Genomic DNA, 20,127 nt, shown 5'->3' on the forward strand with positions numbered 1-20,127 from the left:
AAAGCGTCGATGGACATGAAATGGTTCCCGAAAAGGGAGCATAAGATCATAACCCGCGACATCGGTCAAATCATGTAAATGTGCTCAATAAACGTTCGCGATCTCGCCCTGGTGTGTAACCTGATGAAGGAAGCCGGGCTGGCATCCAAACAGCCGGGCGCACACCGTTATAAGGTGGCGCAGTCTGAACGACCGGACATTCCCAATCTGCTGGCCCGCGAATTTGATGTTCCGCAACCCAATCAGGTGTGGTGTGGCGATATCACCTACGTCTGGGTAGGTGGCCGTTGGCATTACCTGGCTGCAGTGCTCGACCTCCATACTCGCCGAGTCGTGGGCTGGGCGCGTGGGCTGGGCGATGTCTGACAAACCTGATGCAGAATTGGCAATCAAAGCGCTCGAGATGGCCTATCAGCAACGAGGTTGCCCATCTGGCGTGCTGTTTCACTCTGACCAGGGTAGCCAATACGGCAGCCGGGCATTTCGGCAACGGCTGTGGCGCTATCGCATGACCCAGAGCATGAGTCGTCGTGGTAACTGCTGGGATAACGCCCCGATGGAGCGGTTGTTCAGGAGCTTGAAGACGGAGTGGCTACCGGCCACGGGGTACATGAACCTGCGGGAAGCAAAACGGGATATCAGTTACTACCTGATGGATTACTACAACTGGCGGCGTCCACATCAACACAATGACGGGATGCCGCCAGCAAAAGCCGAGGATCGGCCTAACCAAGTGTCCGGATTTAGTTGACCACTACAGGGCAATGCTTCGATGGCGGGCGAAGTGTCGGCCCTCAGCTGCCCATGCTAGTCTCGGCAAAACGGCGGGCGAAGTGTCAGACCTCAGCTGCCCATGCTGACCACGGCAAAACGGCGCCCGAAGGCGCCGCTTTTTCTGCATCGGATCGCAAGGGATACCGATCAGCCGGTATAGGCAGGCAGCAGCCCCGCCATGTTGAGCAGGTGGAAGGCGGCGGTCAGCACCCCGAACAGGATCACCAGCCCTATCATCAGGATACCGCCGGGAGCGCGGAAGCCCGCGCTGCCATCGGGCGCCGCCTTGCGCACCTTCCAGGCCAGCAGCGGCGGTATGATGCAGGTCCACAGGGTGGCCACTGCGCCCGCATAACCGATGGCCATCAGGAAGCCGAACGGGAACAGCAGGGAGAGCACCAGAGGCGGCAGGAAGGTGACGCCCCAGGACTTGGCACGACCGCCCCGGCAGTTGTCGAACTTGAACAGATCCGCCAGATAGTCGAACACCCCCAGACCCACCCCGATGAAGGAGGAGAGAATGGCCGCCATGGAGAAGGCGTTGAGGGCATTGGCCACCGCCTTGGATTCGATCACCGAGCCCAGGGCCTTGAGCAGGGCATCCACGTTGCCCCCTTGCTCGATCACCGGGCCGAACTCGCTGCGGGGCAGGTTGCCGAACACGCTCGCCAGCCAGATGAGGTAGAAGGTGAGGGCGATGACGGTCCCCCCCAGGATGGCACGGCTGGCGCGGCGCTCCTCGCCGTAGTAGGCCCGCATGGACGACACCGAGTGGTGATAGCCGAAGGAGGTGAGCGCCACCGGCAGCATCACCAGGGCATAGGGGGCATAGTGGGTCTCGCTGCCGACCCGATCGAGCAGCAGGTCAAGGCGAATGTTCATCGACAGGCCAGAGATGCCGAAGACAAAGCTCAGCCCCATCAGGATCACCAGCAGCACGGAGATGCGGTCCACCGCCCGGGTGGAGTGCCACACCAGCAGGGAGAAGGCCAGGGTAAACAGGATAGAGCTCAGCTGGCTACCCATCCCCGTCATGCCGTCTATGATGAGACCGGCCGAGGTGATGTAGGCGTAGAGCAAAATGCCGCCGACGAAGTAGACGCTCAGGTTGTTGAGGGCATTGACCTTCTCCCCCAGCAGATCCCGGGTCACGGTATCGAAGGAGACACGCAGCGGGTAACCCTTGTAGGATTCCAGCAGCATCCAGCCGGAGACCGTCATCACCACCATGGTCAGCGCCACCGCGAGCATGGACCAGAGGCTCCAAGCACCCGCGCCCGCACTCGGCAGTCCCAACATACCGGCTCCCACACAGACGCCGGCAATGATGCATGCCCCGCCCACCAACGATGGTTTATGTTCCATTTACTTCCCCAAAGACGATTGTTGATCTGGTCGCGACCGCGGACCGTTGCATCTGCTACGCCGGTTGTCATCGTAAGATCGCGCTCATCTGTGCTATCGGTGCCCAGCCGCTTGCTGCTGCATCGGCGGCAGAAGCTGTGCTATCGGCGCCTTGGCCGCTTGCTGCTGCATCGGCGGCAGAAGCTGTGCTATCGACGCCCTGGCCGCTTGCTGCTGCATCGACGGCAGAAGCTGTGCTATCGGCGCCTTGACCGCTTGCTTCTGCGTCAGCGAGGCAAGACGTGGCTGAGGCTAGCTACCGATCCCAAAATGGCAGCAGGGCAGCCATGTTGGGGGTGTGACTTTACCCTGCATGCCTTCAGGTATCAAATCCGGAGGGAAAATGGGGTGATATCCGGCCGTTAGCACCAAGTTTTGGGCTGTTCAGGCGCCAGACACCAGATGGGGCGCCCGCAGGCGCCCCATGTCGGCTTGCAGGAGGGTTGAGGTTATCCGGTATAGATGGGCAGCATGCCCGCCATGGCCATCAGGTGAAAGGCCGCCGTCAGCACCCCGAACAGGATGACGGCCACCACCATGGGCTGGCCGCCGGGGGCCTTGAAGCCGCCCCCTTGTGGCGCCAGCTCCCGGGATTTTTTCGCCAGCAGGGCGGGGATGATGCAGGCCCAGACGGTCGCAGCCGCCCCGGCATAGCCGATGGCCACCACGAAGCCGAAGGGGAACAACAAGGAGAACACCAGGGGCGGCAGGAAGGTGACGCCCCAGGACTTGGCACGGCCCTGGCGGCTGTTGTCGAACTTGAACAGATCCGCCAGATAGTCGAACACCCCGAGCCCGACCCCGATGAAGGAGGAGAGGATGGCCGCCATGGAGAAGAGGTTGATGGCGTTGGATACCCGCTTGGACTCGATCACCGAGGCCAGCGCCCCGAGCAGCACATCGACGTCGCCCCCCTTGGCGATGACGGGGCCGAAGGCGCTGCGAGGCAGGTTGCCGAAGATGCTCAGCAGCCACAGCAGGTAGAGCGCCAGCGCGATCAGGGTGCCCCCCAGGATCGCCTGCTTGGCCTTCTGCTCCTCGCCGTAATAGGCCCGCATCGACGCCACCGAGTGATGGTAGCCGAAGGAGGTGAGCGCCACCGGCAGCATGGCCAGGGCATAGGGTGCCTGACCCAGCTCCTCGGTGAGGGAGTGGAACAACATGGTCGCGTCTATGTTGGCGGCAAGGCCAGATACCCCGAACACGAAGCTCAGCACCATAAAGGCGATCAAGACGACCGAAATCCGATCCACCGCCCGGGTCGAATGCCAGACGAAGCAGGAGAACACCAGCACGAACAGCACCGAGGCCAGCTGGCTATTGATGCCGAGCAGGCTGCTCAGGATCAGACCCGAGGAGGTGATATAGGCGTACAACAGAATGCCGCCGACGAAATAGACGGTCAGGTTGTTGAAGACATTTATCTTGTGACCGAGCAGATCCTTGGTCACCGAATTAAAGGAGGCGGTCAATTCATAGGGTTTGAAGGCTTCCAGCAACATCCAGCCGGAGACCGTCATGACGACCATGGTGAGAATAATGGCCAGCGAGGACCAGCTGGTCCAGGCGCCCGCCCCCGCACTCGGCAACCCCAACATGCCGGCGCCGACACAGACGCTGGCAATGATGCAGGCCCCTCCCGTCACGGATGGTTTCGATGTCATGTGTTGTCACTCCCGAAATTTCACAGAGCTGTGAAAAAAAGGGGCACCTGATTAAGTGCCCCTGACTCGTTATGCTTCTATTAATTTTTCACTCTTCTTGCTGACCGCCTGACCCTGAGGCTCGACCTCCTTCAATCTGGCGGTGAAGTGGCGCAGCACCGCCGGCTCATAGATAAAGTCGAGCCCCTTCACGTTCCTGGCGTTCTTCTTCACCTCGCCGAAGGCCTCGATGACAAAGTCCATGTGGGTCTGGGTATAAGTGGCGCGCGGTATGGTGAGGCGCAGCAGCTCCGCCGGGCAGGGGTGCTGCTTGCCGGTGGCGGGATCCCGCCCCAGCAGCAATGAGCCTATCTCCACCGCCCGAATGCCGGCCACCTTGTAGAGCTCGCACGCCAGGGCGTGGGCCGGGAACTGATCCGCCGGGATGTGGGGCAGCAGCTTGCCCGCATCCACGAAGGCCGCGTGGCCCCCCGCCTGCTGGCACACCACGCCTATGGCCTCCAGGCCGTCCACCAGGTACTGCACCTGGCCGATGCGATAGGCCAGCCAGTCCTGGCGCATGCCGTCCCGCAGCCCCACCGCGAGCCGCTCCATGGCGCCCCCCTCCAGGCCGCCGTAGGTCGGGAAGCCCTCCTGCACCACGCAGAGGGTGCGGCACTCTGTGTAGACGTCCAGCATGCTGTCGTCCTTGAAGCAGAGCAGGCCCCCCATCTGCACCATGGCATCCTTCTTCGCCGACATGGCGAGGCCGTCGGCGTACTTGTAGGACTCCTTGGTGATCGCCTCTATGGACCAGTTCGCGTAGCCGGGCTCGCGCTGCTGAATGAAGTAGGCGTTCTCGGCGAAGCGGGCCGAATCCATGATGACGGGGATGTCGTATTTCCTGGCGATCTCGTAGACCGCCTTCAGGTTCGCGATGGAGACCGGCTGACCCCCGGCGGAGTTGCAGGTGATGGTGCTGACGATGTAGGGCACGTTGGCCGGGCCCGCCTCCAGGATGGCCTCCTCCAGCTTGGCCAGATCGAAGTTGCCCTTGAAGTCGGCGGTGACAGAGGTGTCGAACGCCTCCTTGGTGTAGACGTTCTTCGCCACGCAGCAGTTGATCTGGGTGTGACCCTGGGTGGTGTCGAAGAAGTAGTTGGAGAGCGCCACCATCTTCTTGCGATCCAGCCCCTTCTCCTGTTCCCGCTTCTTGATGAGCACAGGGATGTAGATCTGCTCGGCACCGCGCCCCTGGTGGGTGGGGATGGTCAGCGAATAGCCGAAGATCTCCTGCACCGCCTTCTGCAAGGCGTAGTAGCTGCGGCTGCCGCTGTAGGCCTCGTCGCCGCGCAGCATGGCGGCCTGCATGTCCTGAGTGATGGCGCCGGTGCCGCTGTCGGTCAGCAGGTCGATGAAGACGTCTTCGCTGTCCAGCAGGAAGGGGTTCATACCCGCCCTTATGATGGCCTCCTCCCGGTAGGCGCGGGTGGTGCGCTTGACCGGCTCGATGACACGAATGCGGAACGGTTCGGGAAGATGCTTGAAGTTTTCCATAATATAAACACCCCAGATTTAAATATTCAGAATGTGTCTCTTCCCCCGCCGAAAATAGAATATCCGGCAGGTGGGAAATATTGAGAATGGGTGCACGACATCGCCTCGCCGGAATAAACAGGCGAAGACGGGTGCAGCTATTTCAGTTCAGGAATGGAGGCGGGCTAATGGCATAGCAGACATGCCGCGCCGCCGCGGGGAATTACAGCGGGAAGAAGAACGCGATTTTATGGTCCAGGGTAAACCACTTGGGATAGCTGACCTTGATATTCATGTTGTTGCTCATCTGGTTGGAATTAACAACGCCAATTAACAGGGTCCATTATGGTGGGCCCTTGCATATGATCAATTCCAATATGAGCAAAGTGGGATGGCGCTAACAATTTGCCGGGGGAAAATTATACAGGTCGCCGTCGCAACGGGGTGGACACTGTCCCACCCCGACGCACACGGCGACTCAATGGCTCAACCAGGGCAGCCGTTGCAGCAACTCGTAGCGATCCGCCAGCGGTGTCTGGCTGACCCAGATATCCAGCAGGCCGTAGGAGAGCAGCGGCAGTATCAACAACAGCAGGCAGAGCATACCCAGCAGCCAGCGAGGAGTGATCCTCCGCGCCTTGCTGCCAAAGTGCAACGAATCGGCCCGCTTGGGGCAGGCGGCCACGCAGCTCAGGCAGCTGGTGCACTCGAGGCTCTGCACCGCGATCAGCTGGTGCACCTGGATGCGGGACGGGCAGGCCCGGCTGCACTTGTCGCAGTCGTGGCCCGCGCTTCGCAGGCAACGGGCCGGGTCACGGCGAATGCGCCATGGGGTCAGCAGGCCGAGCAGGGCCAGCCAGGCACCATAGGGACAGAGATAGCGGCAGAACCCCTGCCGGAAGCTGGCGGTGAGCAGCAGCACCCAGCCAAGGCAGAGGCCGGAGATCAGGGTCAGGTTGAAGAAGAAGGCCCCCATCTTCATGTCCGCCGCCTGATGGTAGGGGCTGGCGAGGTAGCCGGGCAGGGCGGCGGCGGGCACCGCCAGCAATATGATGAAGAGCAGGAAACCGAGCACCAGAAACTTCTGGGCCCGCAGCAGCCAATCCAGCCAGCGGGGCGGCACCCACTCCCCCGGCAACAGGCGAGTACGCAGTCGGTGCAGCCACTCCCCCACCAGCCCTAGCGGGCAGAACCAGGCACAGAACGCCCGCCCCAGCAGCAGGGCAGACAGGGAGAGCACCAGCACGGTGACGGTGGCCGCCGGATGGTGCGGATCCACCAGCCCCTGCCCGAGCCAGGCCCGCAGCCCGAGGCCGCCTGCGATGGGCAGGAAGCCGTCCACCACGTCAGGACGCACCAGCCAGGGGGTCTCCCCCTGCCCCAGCTGCCAGACATGCAGGCCGTACTGCAGCGTCACCAGTCCCCAGCAGAGCAGCAGAAGCTGGCGCGTGCGTGCACGCAGCCACTGGCTGTCGAGCGCCTCGAGGGCGGGCAGCGGCCACCGGTGGTGCCAGAAGGCGAGCATGGCAGCCACCAGCCCCTCGCCGAGCCAGAGCAGGCTGTCCGCCGCCAGCAACCAGAGCATGAGCAGCAGGCCGAGGGCGAGGCGCCACTGCCAGCCCGATCGCGCCTGCCACGCCAGCAGCACCAGATAGGCCAGGCCGGCGGCCATGGTCACGGCTTCGATCAGGCTCATGCATCTCCCTCATAGCACTCATGCGGATAAGGGGGCAGGATAACGAACATCTGAGTTGATTATTTTGATCTGCATGGGCAGAGGGGGACATTTGCGCCCAATGCCCCTCTCCATGGTTGAACCTTATGCCTTGCGGCTGTTGAACAGCGGCTGATCGGACTCTGCCTGCTCGGCCCAGAAGTGGATGTTGAAGCGGGCATCCTCCGACAGCTCGACCCTGTGCCAGTACTGGGGCGGGCTGGTGGCAAACTCCCCGGCCCGGATCACCAGACTCAGCTCCGGCTCCTCGGCCTGTTCGTCGGCAAAGCCGTGGTAGGTAACGGTGCCCTCCATCACGCAGAGCTGGCCGAACACCCCGGCTGCTGTGTTGTGATGGCTGAGCAGAGCCTGGGGCACGTTGTCACGAGTGAAGAAGGGGGTGGAGCGACGCACCACCCAGTGAGACGGTATCGGTTGCATGGACATATCAATTCTCCTCGCGTGGCCGGGTCAACCCGGCCTGACGTTATCAATGAATCAACGGGGCAGCTGGCGCAGCAGCGGGAAGGCGGCGCTCATCTGATCGCCCCCCACCACGAAGCCGCACAGCGCACCATCTTCCCCCCTAGCCTCGGCCACCATGCCCTGGCTGTTCCAGCGGCACTGCCAGGCGAGATCCTCGCCCTTGGTGCGGCCCGCCAGCTGCAAGGGATAACGCGGCGTCTTCACCTTCACCAGCATGGGCGGCTGGGTCAGCGGGGTTGGCGTGCCAAGCAGGGTGCGCGCCAGCGCATTGGCTCCCAGCACTATGGGTTGCAGAAAGGGGAGCAGCTGGCCCCGCCACTGGGCGCAATCACCCAGTGCGAAGATATGGGGATCGCTGGTCTGCAACATGTCGTCGACCAGGATGCCGCGCCCCACCGCGAGCCCGGCCCCCCGGGCCAGGGCCAGATTCGGCGTGAGGCCAATGGCGGCGATCACCAGATCCTGTTCGCTGACGCGGCAGTCGGTCAGTGTCACCCGCCAGCCATCGCCCGGCTGGGCGTCTATCCTGGCGAGACCTGTCCCGAATTGCAGGCTGACGCCCTGGCAGCGCAGCGCTTGTTGCAGCGGCTGGGTCAGGGCGGCGGGCAGCAGGGCGCTTAAGGGGCTCTCCGCCAGATCCACCAGCGTCACCTCTTTTCCTGCGCTCGCCATGTCCATCGCCAGCTCGCAGCCAATCAGTCCTGCCCCCAGCACCATGATGCGGCGGGCCTGCTGGATTGGCCCCTCGGCAGCGGCGTACTCCTGCTGGCTGTTGAGGGTCACCAGCTGCTCACTGCCAGGCAGGTCGGGGCGGGCCGCGCTGGCGCCGGTGGCCAGCACCAGCTGACCATAGGCAAACTCCCCCTGCCCGGTCATCACAATACGACGAGCGGGATCGATGCCAAGCACGGGGCAATGGGGCACCAACGCGATGTGCTGCTGCTCGGCAAAGTCGCTGCCGCTCAGCCGGGTCATGGCCGCTGCGGTGCAACCTCGACTCACCACGTGGCTGAGATCCGGCTTGTTGTACTCGTCGCCGCTGTCGGCGGTGATGAGGCGGATGGGCTGCTCGGCGTCCAGCTTGCGCAGGCTCTTGACCAGTTGCTGGGCGGCGAAGCCGCTGCCGATCACCACGATTTCCCGGCTGATGCCGGCCTCACTCAGAGTTGCAGCCTTCATACACAGGCCTCCACCGCGCAGGGCTCGAATACCTCCTTGCCGATGCCGCAGCCGGGACAGAGGAAGCTTTCAGGTACCTGTGCCCAGGGGGTGCCCGGCGCCACCAGCTGATCCGGCTCGCCCTGGGCCGGGTCATAGACCCACTGGCAGACGGTGCAGAGCATGGGCTGATCATCGTCCTGCTCGCAGGTGGTCGGGGCCACGCCGCGAGATGCCGGGATCTCCATCGCACCAGAAAAAGCGGGGACACCCACCTCAACCACAACTCCTGCCTCAACTACCGGAGCCGCTGCGGCGCTAGTTGTGATGATCGGACGGGCCGCCTCAAGCGGGTGCAGCGCCCACTGGCGGGCAAGCTGGCGGCCGTGCTCGCGGCACAGGGCCAGCGCCGAGCCATCCGGCCGCCACTTGGCCTTGAGGGAGATGCTGATGTCGAAACCCGCATCCATCAGCCGGGTCTGGATCCGGTCAACGGCGCCGCCAGTCCAGCCGTAGCTGCCGAAGGCCGAGGCGCGCTTGTTGCGAAAGCGCAGGCCGGTGATCTCTTCGAGCATGCCCGCCACCTTGGGCATCATGACGTTGTTCATGGTGGAGGAGCCCACCAGCACTCCCTTGGAGCGGAACACCTGGGTCAGGATCTCGTTCTTGTCGTGGCGCGCCACGTTGTAGATCTTCACCGCCACCCCGGAGTCCACCTCGTGGATGCCCTGGGCGATGGCGTCCGCCATCATGCGGGTGTTGTTGGACATGGAGTCATAGAAGAGGGTGATGCGGTCTTCCTGATAGTGGTCGGCCCACTCCAGGTATTTCAGGATGATCCGGGTGGGGTCCTCGCGCCAGACGATGCCGTGGGAGGTAGCCACCATGCTCACCGGCAGGTTGAAGCCCAGCACCTCCTTGATCTTGGCGGTCACCAGCGGGCTGAAGGGGGTCAGTATGTTGGCGTAGTAGCGCTGGCACTGCTCCATCAGCTCGGTCTGATCCACCTCGTCGTTGAACAGGTGCTCGTCGCAGTAGTGCTGGCCGAAGGCGTCGTTGGAGAAGAGCACCGCATCCTCTGTCATATAGGTCATCATGCTGTCGGGCCAGTGCAGCATGGGGGTCTCGATAAATACCAGCTGCTTGCCGTTGCCGATGTCCAGGCTGTCACCGGTCTTGACCGGGTGGAAGTTCCACTCCGGGTGGTGATGATGGCCGGTGATGGAGTCGATGGCGTTGTGGGTGCAGTAGATGGGGGTGCCCGGGATGCGGGCCATCAGCTCGGTCAGGGCGCCGGCGTGATCCTCCTCGGCGTGGTTGATCACCACATAGTCGATGGCGGCGAGATCGATCTCGGCCGCCAGGTTCTGCACGAACTCCCGGCTGAACTTGTGATCGACGGTATCGATCAGCACGTTCTTCCCTTCTCGGATGAGGTAGCTGTTATAGCTGGTGCCCTTGTGAGTCTTGTACTCGGTGCCGTGGAAGTCGCGTACCTCCCAGTCCCGTTGGCCGACCCAGTGGATGTTGTTCTTGACGTGAATGCTCATCAGGCAGTTCCTCGAATGCAATAGTGGATGTTCGACTGAACCAGCTATTGCAGCGGACGTGCCAATGTGTAACTTGTTGTTTTTAATGGATACGCATATCTATCATTGTCATTTAGACAACCCCTCTTTATAGTCAAAATCACAAACACACTGTCATTTGGACAATTCTCGTGATCTCGACCGACAGCCTGGCGCGCATCGCCCTCGACCTGCAACTCGGCATCTCCCACCAGGACAGGTTCCACCGCCTGATCCAGAGCGTGCGCAGCCTGCTGCACTCGGACGCTTCTGCCCTGCTGCGCTACGAGGGGGGCCAGTTCATCCCGCTCGCCATCGACGGCCTGATGCAGGACGTGCTGGGGCGCCGCTTCGCCCTCAAGGATCATCCGCGCATGGAGGCCATAGCCCGGGCCGGCGACGTGGTGCGCTTCCCCGCCGACAGCCAGCTGCCCGACCCCTATGACGGCCTGATCCCGGATCACGACGACTTCAAGGTGCACGCCTGCGTCGGCCTGCCGCTCTTCTCGGATCAGACCCTGATCGGCGCGCTGACCATAGACGGTATGAACCCGACCCAGTTCGACGGCATCAGCGACGAGGAGCTGCGGCTGGTGGGGGCCCTGGCCGCCGCCGCCCTCAGCAACGCCCTGCTGCTGGAGCGGCTCGCCCGCCAGAGCAGCGAGCCGCTCGCCTCAGTCCCCCATGCCGAGGGCCAGCCGGAGATGATAGGCCACTCCCCCGCCATGGCCCGGCTGCGCCACGAGATAGAGGTGGTCGCCAACTCGGAGCTGAACGTGCTGATTTTGGGTGAGACGGGGGTCGGCAAGGAGCTGATCGCCAAGGCGGTGCATCAGGGTTCACCCCGCGCCAGCGCCCCCCTGGTCTATCTCAACTGCGCCGCCCTGCCGGAATCCGTGGCCGAGAGCGAGCTGTTCGGCCACGTGAAGGGGGCCTTCACCGGCGCCATCCACAACCGGGCGGGCAAATTCGAGCTGGCCGACAGGGGCACCCTCTTTCTCGACGAGATTGGCGAGCTCTCCCTGCCGCTACAGGCCAAGCTGCTGCGGGTGCTGCAATACGGAGATCTGCAGCGGATCGGCGACGACACCCCGCTCAAGGTGAACGTGCGCATCCTGGCGGCCACCAACCGGGATCTGAAGCAGGCGGTGGTCGAGGGGCAGTTCAGGGCCGATCTCTACCACCGGCTGAGCGTCTTCCCGATCCAGACCCCGGCACTGCGGGAACGCCCCGGCGACATTCCCCTGCTGGCCGGTTATTTTTGCGAACGCTGCCGGGTCAACCTGGGGCTGGAGCGGCTGCGCATCCTGCCCGGGGCACTGGCACTGCTCGAGGGTCACGACTGGCCGGGCAACGTGCGGGAACTGGAGCACGCCATCCACAGAGCCGCCGTGCTGGCCCGGGCCGAGCAGGGCAGCCAGTCCCCGGCCCTGGACGCCCATCACTTCAATCTGGGGGCGGCGGTATCGCTGCCTGCCGCCAGCACGGCCACCCCTGCCCCGCCCATCGCCACCGGCCTCGGCCTGCGCGCCGCCACCGACGCCTTCCAGCTCCAGCTGATAGAGCAGGCCCTGGCCGCCCATCAGGGCAACTGGGCCGCCACCGCCCGGGCGCTGGCGCTGGACGGCGGCAACCTGCACCGGCTCGCCAGACGGCTCGGCCTCAAGCCCTGAGGGACGACGCCGAGCCCCAAAAACAAAAACCCCCTCGCGAGGGAGGGGGTTTGGGGACAACCGAAGTGGCGATCAGCGCAGGGACTTGACCGAGCGACGGACGATCAGCTCAGGCTGGACCGTCATGGACTCGACTTCCAGCTCCTTGTTGCGGATCCGGCTCACCAGTTGCTGCACCGCCAGCAGGCCCAGTTCGGCCTTGGGGTGGCGTATGGTGGTGAGCGGCGGGCTGGAGAAGCGCGCCATCTCCACGTCGTCATAGCCGATCATGGAGATGTCGTCCGGCACCTTGACCCCGGCTTCCCAGGCGGCGCAGATGGCGCCGATCGCCATGGGATCGTCGAAGGCGAAGACAGCGGTCGGCCGCGGCGTCAGGGCCAGGATCCGCTGCATGGCATCGAAGCCGCTCTGGCTCTCGTAGTCCCCTTCGAAGATCTGCTCGTCCTTCAGGGTCAGGCCCTGCTCGGCCAGGGCGTCACGCACCCCGTCCAGTCGCTGCTGGGTGGTCGGCTTGTCGATCTGACCGGTGATGCAGACGATCTCGGTGTGACCCTGCTCCAGCAGATGACGCACGGCCATGCGCGCACCTATGCGGGCGTTGTCGTTGATCACGTTGGCAAAGTCACACTCGGTTCCCCAGTCCAGCACCACCTGAGGCACGTTCTTGTGGATGCGCAGCATGTCCCGCAGCGGGGTGTCGATATCGGTCCCCAGCACCAGCAAGCCGTCGACCCGCTTCTCCATCAGCATGCGCAGATAGTGCTGCTGACGGGGGGGCTGGTTCTCGGTGTTGCACAGGATCAGGCTGTAACCCTGTTCGAAGCAGTAGGCTTCCACCCCTTGCACCACTTCCGCGAAGAAGGGGTTGGCACTGGTGGTGACCAGCATGCCGATGGTCTTGGTCGAGTTGATCTTGAGGCTGCGCGCTACCGAATTGGGCGCGTAGTTGAGTTCTGCCACCGCCTCAAGCACTTTCTGGGTTGCATCTTCGCTGACCCGACGGGTGTGATTGAGTACATGTGAGACGGTGGAGATGGATACGCCTGCCCTGGAGGCGACATCCTTGATAGTGGCCATCTCTGTCTCCTGAATAACAAAGGCGGAACAGTAGCAGATTTCCCGAATAAAGGCTTGGTTTTAACGAGAGCTGCCAGCGAATTGTCAATCTTGGCTAATCTAGGCGGTCATTTCTTTTTGCGCAAACGGAATTTGGTCAAAATGAGAGCGGACGCAGAATGAAATATCGTCAGTTTTTTACTCTGAAAATTGTCACCGTGACAATTTGTTGTCAGTATGTTAATCAACATCTACGATATTAAACTCCAAAATTCAAACTTAAGCAGGGCATTCGTTTCATAAAAGCCCTACCCAACCCGTTCCGGTTAGTATCTTTAACATCTTGTTATTGCACGGTGAGGAATGATAGAACCTTATCTATTGCCGGGCTGGCGGGACACAGGCTCGGAATGACACACGGAAAATGAAACAATCCACTGATTAAGGGACGAATCAATGAATAACTTGAGCAAAATGGCAGTCAGGGCAGCGGTTTCTTTGGCTCTGTTTGGATCAGTCTCCATGGCCAATGCGGCCGATACCATCAAGATCGGCATCGCCGGTCCCCTGACCGGCCCGGTCGCCCAGTACGGTGACATGCAGTTCACCGGCGGCAAGATGGCGGTCGAGCAGATCAACAAGGCGGGCGGCATCAAGGGCAAACAGATCGAAGCCGTCATCTATGACGACGCCTGCGATCCCAAACAGGCCGTGGCCATCGCCAACAAGGTGATCAACGACGGCGTCAAGTTCGTGGTCGGCCACCTCTGCTCAGACAACACCCTGCCCGCCTCCGACATCTATGAAGATGAAGGCGTGCTGATGGTGACCCCTGCCTCCACCAACCCCAAGATCACCGAGCGTGGCTACCAGCTGACCATGCGCACCATTGGCCTGGACAGCGATCAGGGCCCGACCGCCGCCAAGTACATCATCGAGCAGGTCAAACCCCAGCGCGTGGCCGTCATCCACGACAAGAAGCAGTACGGTGAAGGCATCGCCTCCAGCGTCAAGGCAGCCCTGGACAAGGCCGGCGTCAAGGTAGTGGCCTTTGAAGGCATCACCGCCGGAGACAAGGACTTCTCCGCCCTGATCGCCAAGCTGCAGAAAGAGAACGTGGACTTCGTCTACTACGGCGGCTACCACCCGGAGCTGGGCCTGATCCTGCGCCAGGCGGGCGAGAAGGGCCTGAAGGCCAAGTTCATGGGTCCGGAAGGTGTGGGTAACAAGGACATCTCCGCCATCGGCGGCCCGGCCTCCGAAGGCCTGCTGGTCACCCTGCCGAACAAGTACGATCTGCTGCCTGCCAACGCCTCCATAGTGGAAGCGTTCAAGGCCAAGGGTCAGGACTCCTCAGGCCCCTTCGTCTGGACCACCTACGCGGCCATGCAGGCTCTGGCGGCCGGTATCGCCAAGGCAGGCGAGGATGATCCCGCTGCCGTGGCTGCGGCCATGAAGGCCGCACCGATCGACACCGTGATGGGCCCCCTGACCTGGGCACCGAACGGTGACCTCAAAGGCTTCGAATTCGGTGTCTTCCAGTGGCACGCCGACGGTACCTCCAGCCAAATCAAGTAATCTGCCGGTCGGGGTGACATGAGTCACCCCTCCTTTCTTTGCGGGCAAGTACAGGGAACGCAGTATGTCCGAACACCTTCTTTATCTGGTTCAGCAGTTGCTGAACGGGTTAACCATAGGCAGCACCTATGCGTTGATCGCCATCGGCTACACCATGGTCTACGGCATCATCGGCATGATCAACTTCGCCCACGGCGAGGTCTACATGATCGGCTCCTATGTCGCCTTCATGGTGATGGCCGGGCTCATGATGATGGGCATCGACAGCACAGTGCTGCTATTGGGCGGCGCCTTTCTGATCAGCATCCTCATCACGGGCAGCTATGGCTGGACCATAGAGCGGGTCGCCTATCGTCCGCTGCGGGGCGGCAATCGCCTCATCCCCCTCATCTCCGCCATCGGCATGTCGATCTTCTTGCAGAACATGATGCGGATGGCACAGGGCTCGCGCGACATCGCCATGCCCACCCTGATCTCCGGGGGTTGGACCCTGGGCGGTGAGGACGGCTTCCAGGCCAGCCTCTCCTACATGCAGCTCATCATCTTCGTGGTGACCTTCATCACCATGCTGGCGCTGACCCAGTTCATCAACCGCTCCCGCATGGGCCGCGCCTGTCGCGCCTGTTCGGAAGACATCAAGATGGCCAACCTGCTGGGCATAGACACCCATGTAGTCATCTCCATCACCTTCGTGCTGGGGGCCGCCCTGGCCGCCGTCGCGGGCGTGCTGCTCGGCATGTATTACGGCGTCATCAACCCCTACCTCGGCTTTATGGCCGGTCTCAAGGCGTTTACGGCAGCGGTATTGGGCGGCATCGGCAGCATTCCTGGCGCCGTGATCGGCGGCCTGCTGCTCGGCGTGGTCGAGGCGCTCACCGCCGGTTACCTCAGCACCGAGTACAAGGATGTGATGGCCTTCGCCCTGCTCATCTTCGTGTTGCTCTTTATGCCCACTGGCATCCTGGGTCGTCCGGAGGTCGAGAAGGTATGAAAAAACAATTTATCCATGCCTGCATCGCCAGCCTGATGCTGCTGGTGCTCTCCTTCTGGCTGCTCGGCTTCAAGCTGGAGACCGATGGCTCCCGCCTACTGGTGGTGAGCCGGCTCGATGTCTCCCTGGCCTGGTTGCTGGGGGGCGCCACCATCGTCTTCTGGTTCCAGATGCTGCGCGGCCAGATCAGTCGCCTGTTCCAGGCCTCCATCAGCGGCTTCTCCGTCGGCTTCACCAAGCTGGTGCTGCCGAGCCCGGAGGAGGCGCCCAAGCTCTATAACCTCACCGCCATCCTGGTGCTGTTGTTTGCAGTCAGCTGGCCCTTTATGGCGTCCCGCGGTGCCATCGATCTCGCCACCCTGGCCCTCATCTACATCATGCTGGGGCTGGGGCTGAACGTGGTGGTGGGCCTCGCCGGCCTGCTGGATCTCGGTTACGTCGGCTTCTACGCAGTCGGCGCCTACAGCTACGCCCTGCTCAACACCTACTTCGGCCTGAGCTTCTGGGAGTGTCTGCCCATCGCCGGCCTGATGGCGGCCACCTTCGGCTTCCTGCTCGGCTTCCCGGTGTTGCGGCTGAGGGGGGACTATCTGGCCATAGTCACCCTGGGCTTTGGCGAGATCATCCGCATCCTGCTCAACAACATGACCACCCTGACCGGCGGCCCGAACGGGATCTCCGGCATTCCCAAACCGACCCTGGGCGGCCTGGAGTTCAACCGCACCGTCAAGGACGGGGGCTTTGGCACCTTCCACGACTTCTTCGGCATCGCCTACAACGCCAACCACAAGGTGATCTTCCTCTACCTGATGGCGCTGGTGCTGGTGGTGGCGACCCTGTTCGTCATCAACCGTCTGCTGCGGATGCCGCTGGGCCGGGCCTGGGAGGCATTGCGGGAAGACGAGATCGCCTGCAAGTCGCTGGGGCTCAACCCCACCATCATCAAGCTGACCGCCTTCACCATAGGCGCCTGCTTCGCGGGCTTCGCCGGCAGCTTCTTCGCCTCGCGCCAGGGCTTCATCAGCCCGGAGTCCTTCGTCTTCATCGAGTCGGCCATCGTCCTTGCGATTGTGGTGCTGGGGGGCATGGGCTCCCAGATCGGGGTGGTGCTGGCGGCCATCGTCATGACGGTACTGCCGGAGCTGGCCCGTGAGTTCAACGAGTACCGCATGCTGATGTTCGGCCTCTTGATGGTGTTCATGATGATCTGGCGGCCGCAGGGACTGCTGCCCATGAGCCGACCCCATATGGAGCTGCGCAAATGAGCAAGCTGAACAATACCAACAACAAATTGCTCGACGTCTCTGACCTGTCTATGCGCTTCGGCGGCTTGCTGGCGGTCAACGGCGTCAAGCTGGATGTGGACAAGGGCGAGGTGATCTCCATCATAGGCCCCAACGGGGCGGGCAAGACCACCATCTTCAACTGCCTGACCGGTTTCTACCGTCCGACCGGCGGCACCATCCGCTACCGTGGCGAGGAGATCCAGGGACTGCCCGGCCACCTCATCGCCCGCAAGGGGATAGTGCGCACCTTCCAGCACGTGCGCCTGTTCAAGGAGATGACGGCGGTGGAGAACCTGCTGGTGGCCCAGCACAGGCATCTCAATACCGGCTTCATCGCCGGCCTGTTCAAGACCCCGGCCTTCCGCCGCGCCGAGAAAGAGGGGCTGGAGCAGTCCGCCTTCTGGCTGGAGAAGGTGGGCCTCAAGGATCTCGCCAACCGCCCCGCCGGCAACCTGGCCTATGGTCAGCAGCGTCGCCTCGAGATCGCCCGCTGCATGGCGACCCGGCCCGAGCTGCTGATGCTGGATGAGCCGGCCGCCGGCCTCAACCCGCACGAGACCGACGAGCTCAACGACCTCATCTCCAACCTGAGGGACGAGTTTGGGGTATCAGTGTTGTTGATAGAGCACGATATGAAGCTGGTGATGGAGATCTCCAATCGCATCTTCGTGGTGAATCAGGGCACCCCGCTGGCCCATGGCAAACCGGATGAGATCCGCAACAACCCGGCCGTGATCAAGGCCTATCTGGGCGAGTCATAGGGTCTGTTGACGTTTCGTCACGACCGCGACGGAGTCAGTTTTGACGCGAAACTAGGCGCGAGGCGCGAAGTTTGGTGATCCATATGAGCCGTCGAGTAACGACGTTACGCGAAAAAACGGACCCGTCCCTTCGGGTTGCGCGGCAAATGACGCCATGCGTTGTTGCGGGACTTGCCAAGGGAATAGCCATTGTCTGCGCCCCGCGTCTAGCCTGGCGTCATTTGACGCGGCAACGCGGCTTGCGCCGAAACATCAACAGACCCTAGGGAAGCAAGATGTTAGAACTTCGCAACGTATCGACCCACTACGGCAAGATCCAGGCGCTGCACGACGTCAGCGTCGAGATAAAAGAGGGGGAAATCGTCACCCTGATCGGCGCCAACGGCGCCGGCAAGACCACCTTGCTGATGACGCTGTGCGGCGAGCCCAAGCCCAGCAGCGGCAGCATCTGGTTCGAGGGGGAGCAGATAGACTCCCTCAGCACGGCCCGCATCATGCGCAAGGACATCGCAGTGGTGCCGGAAGGGCGCCGCATCTTCGCCCGCCTGACGGTGCAGGAGAACCTGCTGATGGGGGCCTTCTTCGTCGACAAGGCGGAGCAACCGGCCCTGCTGGATCAGGTGTTCACCCTGTTCCCCCGGCTGCACGAGCGGCTGGAGCAGCGAGCGGGCACCATGTCCGGCGGCGAACAGCAGATGCTGGCCATAGGCCGGGCCCTGATGAGCAAGCCGCGCCTGCTGCTGCTGGACGAACCCTCCCTGGGGCTGGCCCCCATCATCATCCAGCAGATCTTCGACACCATAGAGCAGCTGCGCCAGAAGGGGATGACCATCTTCCTGGTGGAGCAAAACGCCAACCAGGCGCTCAAGCTGGCGGATCGGGGCTATGTGCTGGAAAACGGCCGGGTGGTGCTGCAAGACACGGGGGCGGCCCTGCTCGCCAACCCGGCAGTGCGCCAGGCCTATCTCGGCGGCTGATCATGAGCAGGACAGAGGCAGGGCCGGACAGACACAGCTTCTGGCACGATCCTGCCCTGCCCTTCATCGAGGCGCGGGCGGTGCAGGATGGCCGCCACGTCTGCTACGACAAGCACAGCCACGCCCACTTCTCCATCGGCGCCATCACCGGCGGCCACAGTCACTACCTCAACCAGCGCAGCCTTCAGGAGGTCGGCCCGGGTTCCCTGGTGCTGATGAACCCGGAAGAGGTGCACGCCTGCAATCCCATCGCCGACCAGCCCTGGTCCTATCTGATGTTCTACCTCGATACCGACTGGCTGCGCAGCCAGCAGGAGGAGGCCGGTCTCGGCACCGAGTTCAGGCCCTTCGACATGACGGCGAGCCGGGATCCCCTGCTCTATCAGGGGCTGTGCCGACTCCACCGGCAACTGGTGGAGGCGCCCGATCCCCTGGCCCGCGAGGTGGCCTGCCACCTGTTCAGTCGCCAGTTGCTGGCCAGGCTCACCCCGGCCCGCTGGGACGATCGCCCGCCCCAACACCTGCAACGGGCCGCCGAGCTGATGCAGGACGACAGCGCCAGCCCCCTCAGCCTGTCACAGCTGAGCGCCGTGGCCGGCCCCACCTCCTCCCACTTCGTGCGTGCCTTCAGCCACCATTACGGCATGACCCCCCACGCCTACCTGCTCGATCAACGCATCCGCCACGCCCGCACCCTGCTCAAACAGGGGCAACCCCTGGCCGAGGTCGCCCTGGCCAGCGGCTTCGCGGATCAGGCGCACTTCCAGCGCCAGTTCAAGCGCCGGGTCGCCGCCACCCCGGGCCAGTACAGGACCCAGCTCGCCCGTCAGGCTGAACGCACCAGATAGGCGGCGCTGAGCAGCAACAAGAGCGCCATGGCCCGGTTGAACCAGCGCAGTCGGCGAGGCACGAGCAGCAGCCCCTGCATGCAACTGCCGGCATAGGCCCAGCAGGCGATGGAGCCGAGGCAAATCACCAGATAAATAGCGGTAAACAGGGCCATCTGCCCCACCCCGCCCGCGACGCCATAGGCCCCCATGCCCATACTGGCCGCCAGCCAGGCCTTGGGATTGAGCCACTGCATCAGGGCCCCGTACCAGAAGGCGGGGGGCGCCCCCTCGACCCGCTCCAGCTGCCCCCTGTCCACCAGCAGTTGCCAGGCCATGTAACAGAGAAAGAGCACGCCACCCCAGTGGATGGCACCCGCCGCGACCGGCCACCGGGAGAGGGCGCCGCCGAGGCCCAGCCCCATCAGCAGGAGCAGCAGGATGAAGCCGAGGGTCGCCCCCACCACGTGGCGCAGGCTGGCCGGGAAGCCGTAGCGGGCACCGGTGCCGAGGGCGACCAGGTTGACTGGCCCCGGGGAGATGGACATGGCCAGGGCAAACCCGGACATGGACAACAACAGACTGATTTCCATGGATGATGCTCACACAAAGGATTGAGCCAGCAGCCTATCCGGCCCGCCCGGGCCGATATTGAAGGAAATTGCGATCCGGCGGCACATGGCAAGGCACATTGC

General features: G+C 62.9%; 17 protein-coding genes and 1 pseudogene. 8 read left to right on the top strand and 10 right to left on the bottom strand.

Annotated elements, in window-relative coordinates; translation table 11 throughout:
- Positions 1 to 111: 111 nt before the first annotated feature.
- Positions 112 to 751, top strand: a pseudogene (locus ACB030_RS17275) (IS3 family transposase); the annotation flags it as partial.
- A 170-nt stretch (positions 752 to 921) separates the two neighbouring features.
- On the opposite strand, the gene ACB030_RS17280 reads toward ACB030_RS17275, so the two are convergent.
- The 8 genes from ACB030_RS17280 to norV all read right to left on the bottom strand — a co-directional run bounded on the left by ACB030_RS17280 (position 922) and on the right by norV (position 10,265).
- Positions 922 to 2,139, bottom strand: a complete 1,218-nt coding sequence (locus ACB030_RS17280; protein ID WP_371161499.1) for an aromatic amino acid transporter — start codon at positions 2,137 to 2,139, stop codon at positions 922 to 924.
- Positions 2,140 to 2,627: 488 nt separating this feature from the next.
- Positions 2,628 to 3,842 (bottom strand): aromatic amino acid transporter, encoded by a 1,215-nt coding sequence (locus tag ACB030_RS17285; RefSeq protein ID WP_371161501.1) that lies wholly within the window; start codon positions 3,840 to 3,842, stop codon positions 2,628 to 2,630.
- 69 nt (positions 3,843 to 3,911) lie between these two features.
- Positions 3,912 to 5,378 carry a tryptophanase gene (gene tnaA, locus ACB030_RS17290; protein ID WP_371161503.1) on the bottom strand — a complete coding sequence of 489 codons (1,467 nt, stop codon included), beginning with the start codon at positions 5,376 to 5,378 and terminating at the stop codon, positions 3,912 to 3,914.
- Between the two features lie 202 nt (positions 5,379 to 5,580).
- Complete coding sequence (gene tnaC / locus ACB030_RS17295; RefSeq protein ID WP_069652909.1) at positions 5,581 to 5,664, bottom strand: tryptophanase leader peptide; 84 nt, start codon at positions 5,662 to 5,664, stop codon at positions 5,581 to 5,583.
- 171 nt (positions 5,665 to 5,835) lie between these two features.
- Positions 5,836 to 7,053: a 4Fe-4S binding protein gene (locus ACB030_RS17300; protein WP_371161505.1), complete on the bottom strand. Its 1,218-nt coding sequence runs from the start codon at positions 7,051 to 7,053 to the stop codon at positions 5,836 to 5,838.
- A 123-nt stretch (positions 7,054 to 7,176) separates the two neighbouring features.
- Positions 7,177 to 7,518 carry a DUF1971 domain-containing protein gene (locus ACB030_RS17305; protein ID WP_371161507.1) on the bottom strand — a complete coding sequence of 114 codons (342 nt, stop codon included), beginning with the start codon at positions 7,516 to 7,518 and terminating at the stop codon, positions 7,177 to 7,179.
- 51 nt (positions 7,519 to 7,569) lie between these two features.
- On the bottom strand, positions 7,570 to 8,736 hold the full coding sequence (gene norW, locus ACB030_RS17310) for an NADH:flavorubredoxin reductase NorW (protein ID WP_371161509.1): 1,167 nt from the start codon (positions 8,734 to 8,736) through the stop codon (positions 7,570 to 7,572).
- Positions 8,733 to 10,265, bottom strand: coding sequence for an anaerobic nitric oxide reductase flavorubredoxin (norV, locus tag ACB030_RS17315; protein WP_371161511.1), 1,533 nt, complete (start codon positions 10,263 to 10,265; stop codon positions 8,733 to 8,735). The genes norW and norV overlap by 4 nt, the downstream gene beginning before the upstream one ends.
- A 170-nt stretch (positions 10,266 to 10,435) precedes the next feature.
- Between norV and norR the strand changes: the two genes are divergently transcribed.
- Entirely contained in the window at positions 10,436 to 11,956 is a 1,521-nt protein-coding gene (norR, locus tag ACB030_RS17320) for a nitric oxide reductase transcriptional regulator NorR (protein WP_371161513.1), read from the top strand.
- 72 nt (positions 11,957 to 12,028) lie between these two features.
- Here norR and ACB030_RS17325 read toward each other — a convergent pair whose 3' ends face one another.
- Positions 12,029 to 13,033 carry a substrate-binding domain-containing protein gene (locus ACB030_RS17325; protein ID WP_205642797.1) on the bottom strand — a complete coding sequence of 335 codons (1,005 nt, stop codon included), beginning with the start codon at positions 13,031 to 13,033 and terminating at the stop codon, positions 12,029 to 12,031.
- Positions 13,034 to 13,468: 435 nt separating this feature from the next.
- Here ACB030_RS17325 and ACB030_RS17330 point away from each other — a divergent pair, with 435 nt between their 5' ends.
- From ACB030_RS17330 to ACB030_RS17355, 6 genes are all read left to right on the top strand, one after another.
- A complete protein-coding gene (locus tag ACB030_RS17330) occupies positions 13,469 to 14,590 on the top strand; it encodes a branched-chain amino acid ABC transporter substrate-binding protein (protein ID WP_205642798.1) in 1,122 nt (373 codons plus the stop codon).
- A gap of 64 nt (positions 14,591 to 14,654) precedes the next feature.
- On the top strand, positions 14,655 to 15,581 hold the full coding sequence (livH, locus tag ACB030_RS17335; protein ID WP_289987523.1) for a high-affinity branched-chain amino acid ABC transporter permease LivH: 927 nt from the start codon (positions 14,655 to 14,657) through the stop codon (positions 15,579 to 15,581).
- Entirely contained in the window at positions 15,578 to 16,846 is a 1,269-nt protein-coding gene (locus ACB030_RS17340; RefSeq protein WP_163135442.1) for a high-affinity branched-chain amino acid ABC transporter permease LivM, read from the top strand. The genes livH and ACB030_RS17340 overlap by 4 nt, the downstream gene beginning before the upstream one ends.
- The gene (gene livG, locus ACB030_RS17345) at positions 16,843 to 17,628 is read left to right on the top strand and encodes a high-affinity branched-chain amino acid ABC transporter ATP-binding protein LivG (RefSeq protein ID WP_111913035.1); all 786 of its coding nucleotides are present in this window, start codon (positions 16,843 to 16,845) and stop codon (positions 17,626 to 17,628) included. Before ACB030_RS17340 ends, livG begins: the two co-directional genes overlap by 4 nt.
- Positions 17,629 to 17,903: 275 nt before the next feature.
- Positions 17,904 to 18,605: an ABC transporter ATP-binding protein gene (locus ACB030_RS17350; RefSeq protein WP_025328819.1), complete on the top strand. Its 702-nt coding sequence runs from the start codon at positions 17,904 to 17,906 to the stop codon at positions 18,603 to 18,605.
- A 2-nt stretch (positions 18,606 to 18,607) separates the two neighbouring features.
- Entirely contained in the window at positions 18,608 to 19,453 is an 846-nt protein-coding gene (locus ACB030_RS17355) for a helix-turn-helix domain-containing protein (RefSeq protein WP_371161517.1), read from the top strand.
- On the opposite strand, the gene ACB030_RS17360 is transcribed toward ACB030_RS17355, so the two are convergent.
- Complete coding sequence (locus ACB030_RS17360) at positions 19,432 to 20,025, bottom strand: LysE family translocator (RefSeq protein WP_371161519.1); 594 nt, start codon at positions 20,023 to 20,025, stop codon at positions 19,432 to 19,434. The two genes, ACB030_RS17355 and ACB030_RS17360, sit on opposite strands and share 22 nt — an antisense overlap.
- Between the last annotated feature and the right edge of the window lie 102 nt (positions 20,026 to 20,127).

This window comes from Aeromonas sp. S16(2024) (assembly GCF_041403065.1).
Classification (GTDB): Bacteria; Pseudomonadota; Gammaproteobacteria; order Enterobacterales; family Aeromonadaceae; genus Aeromonas.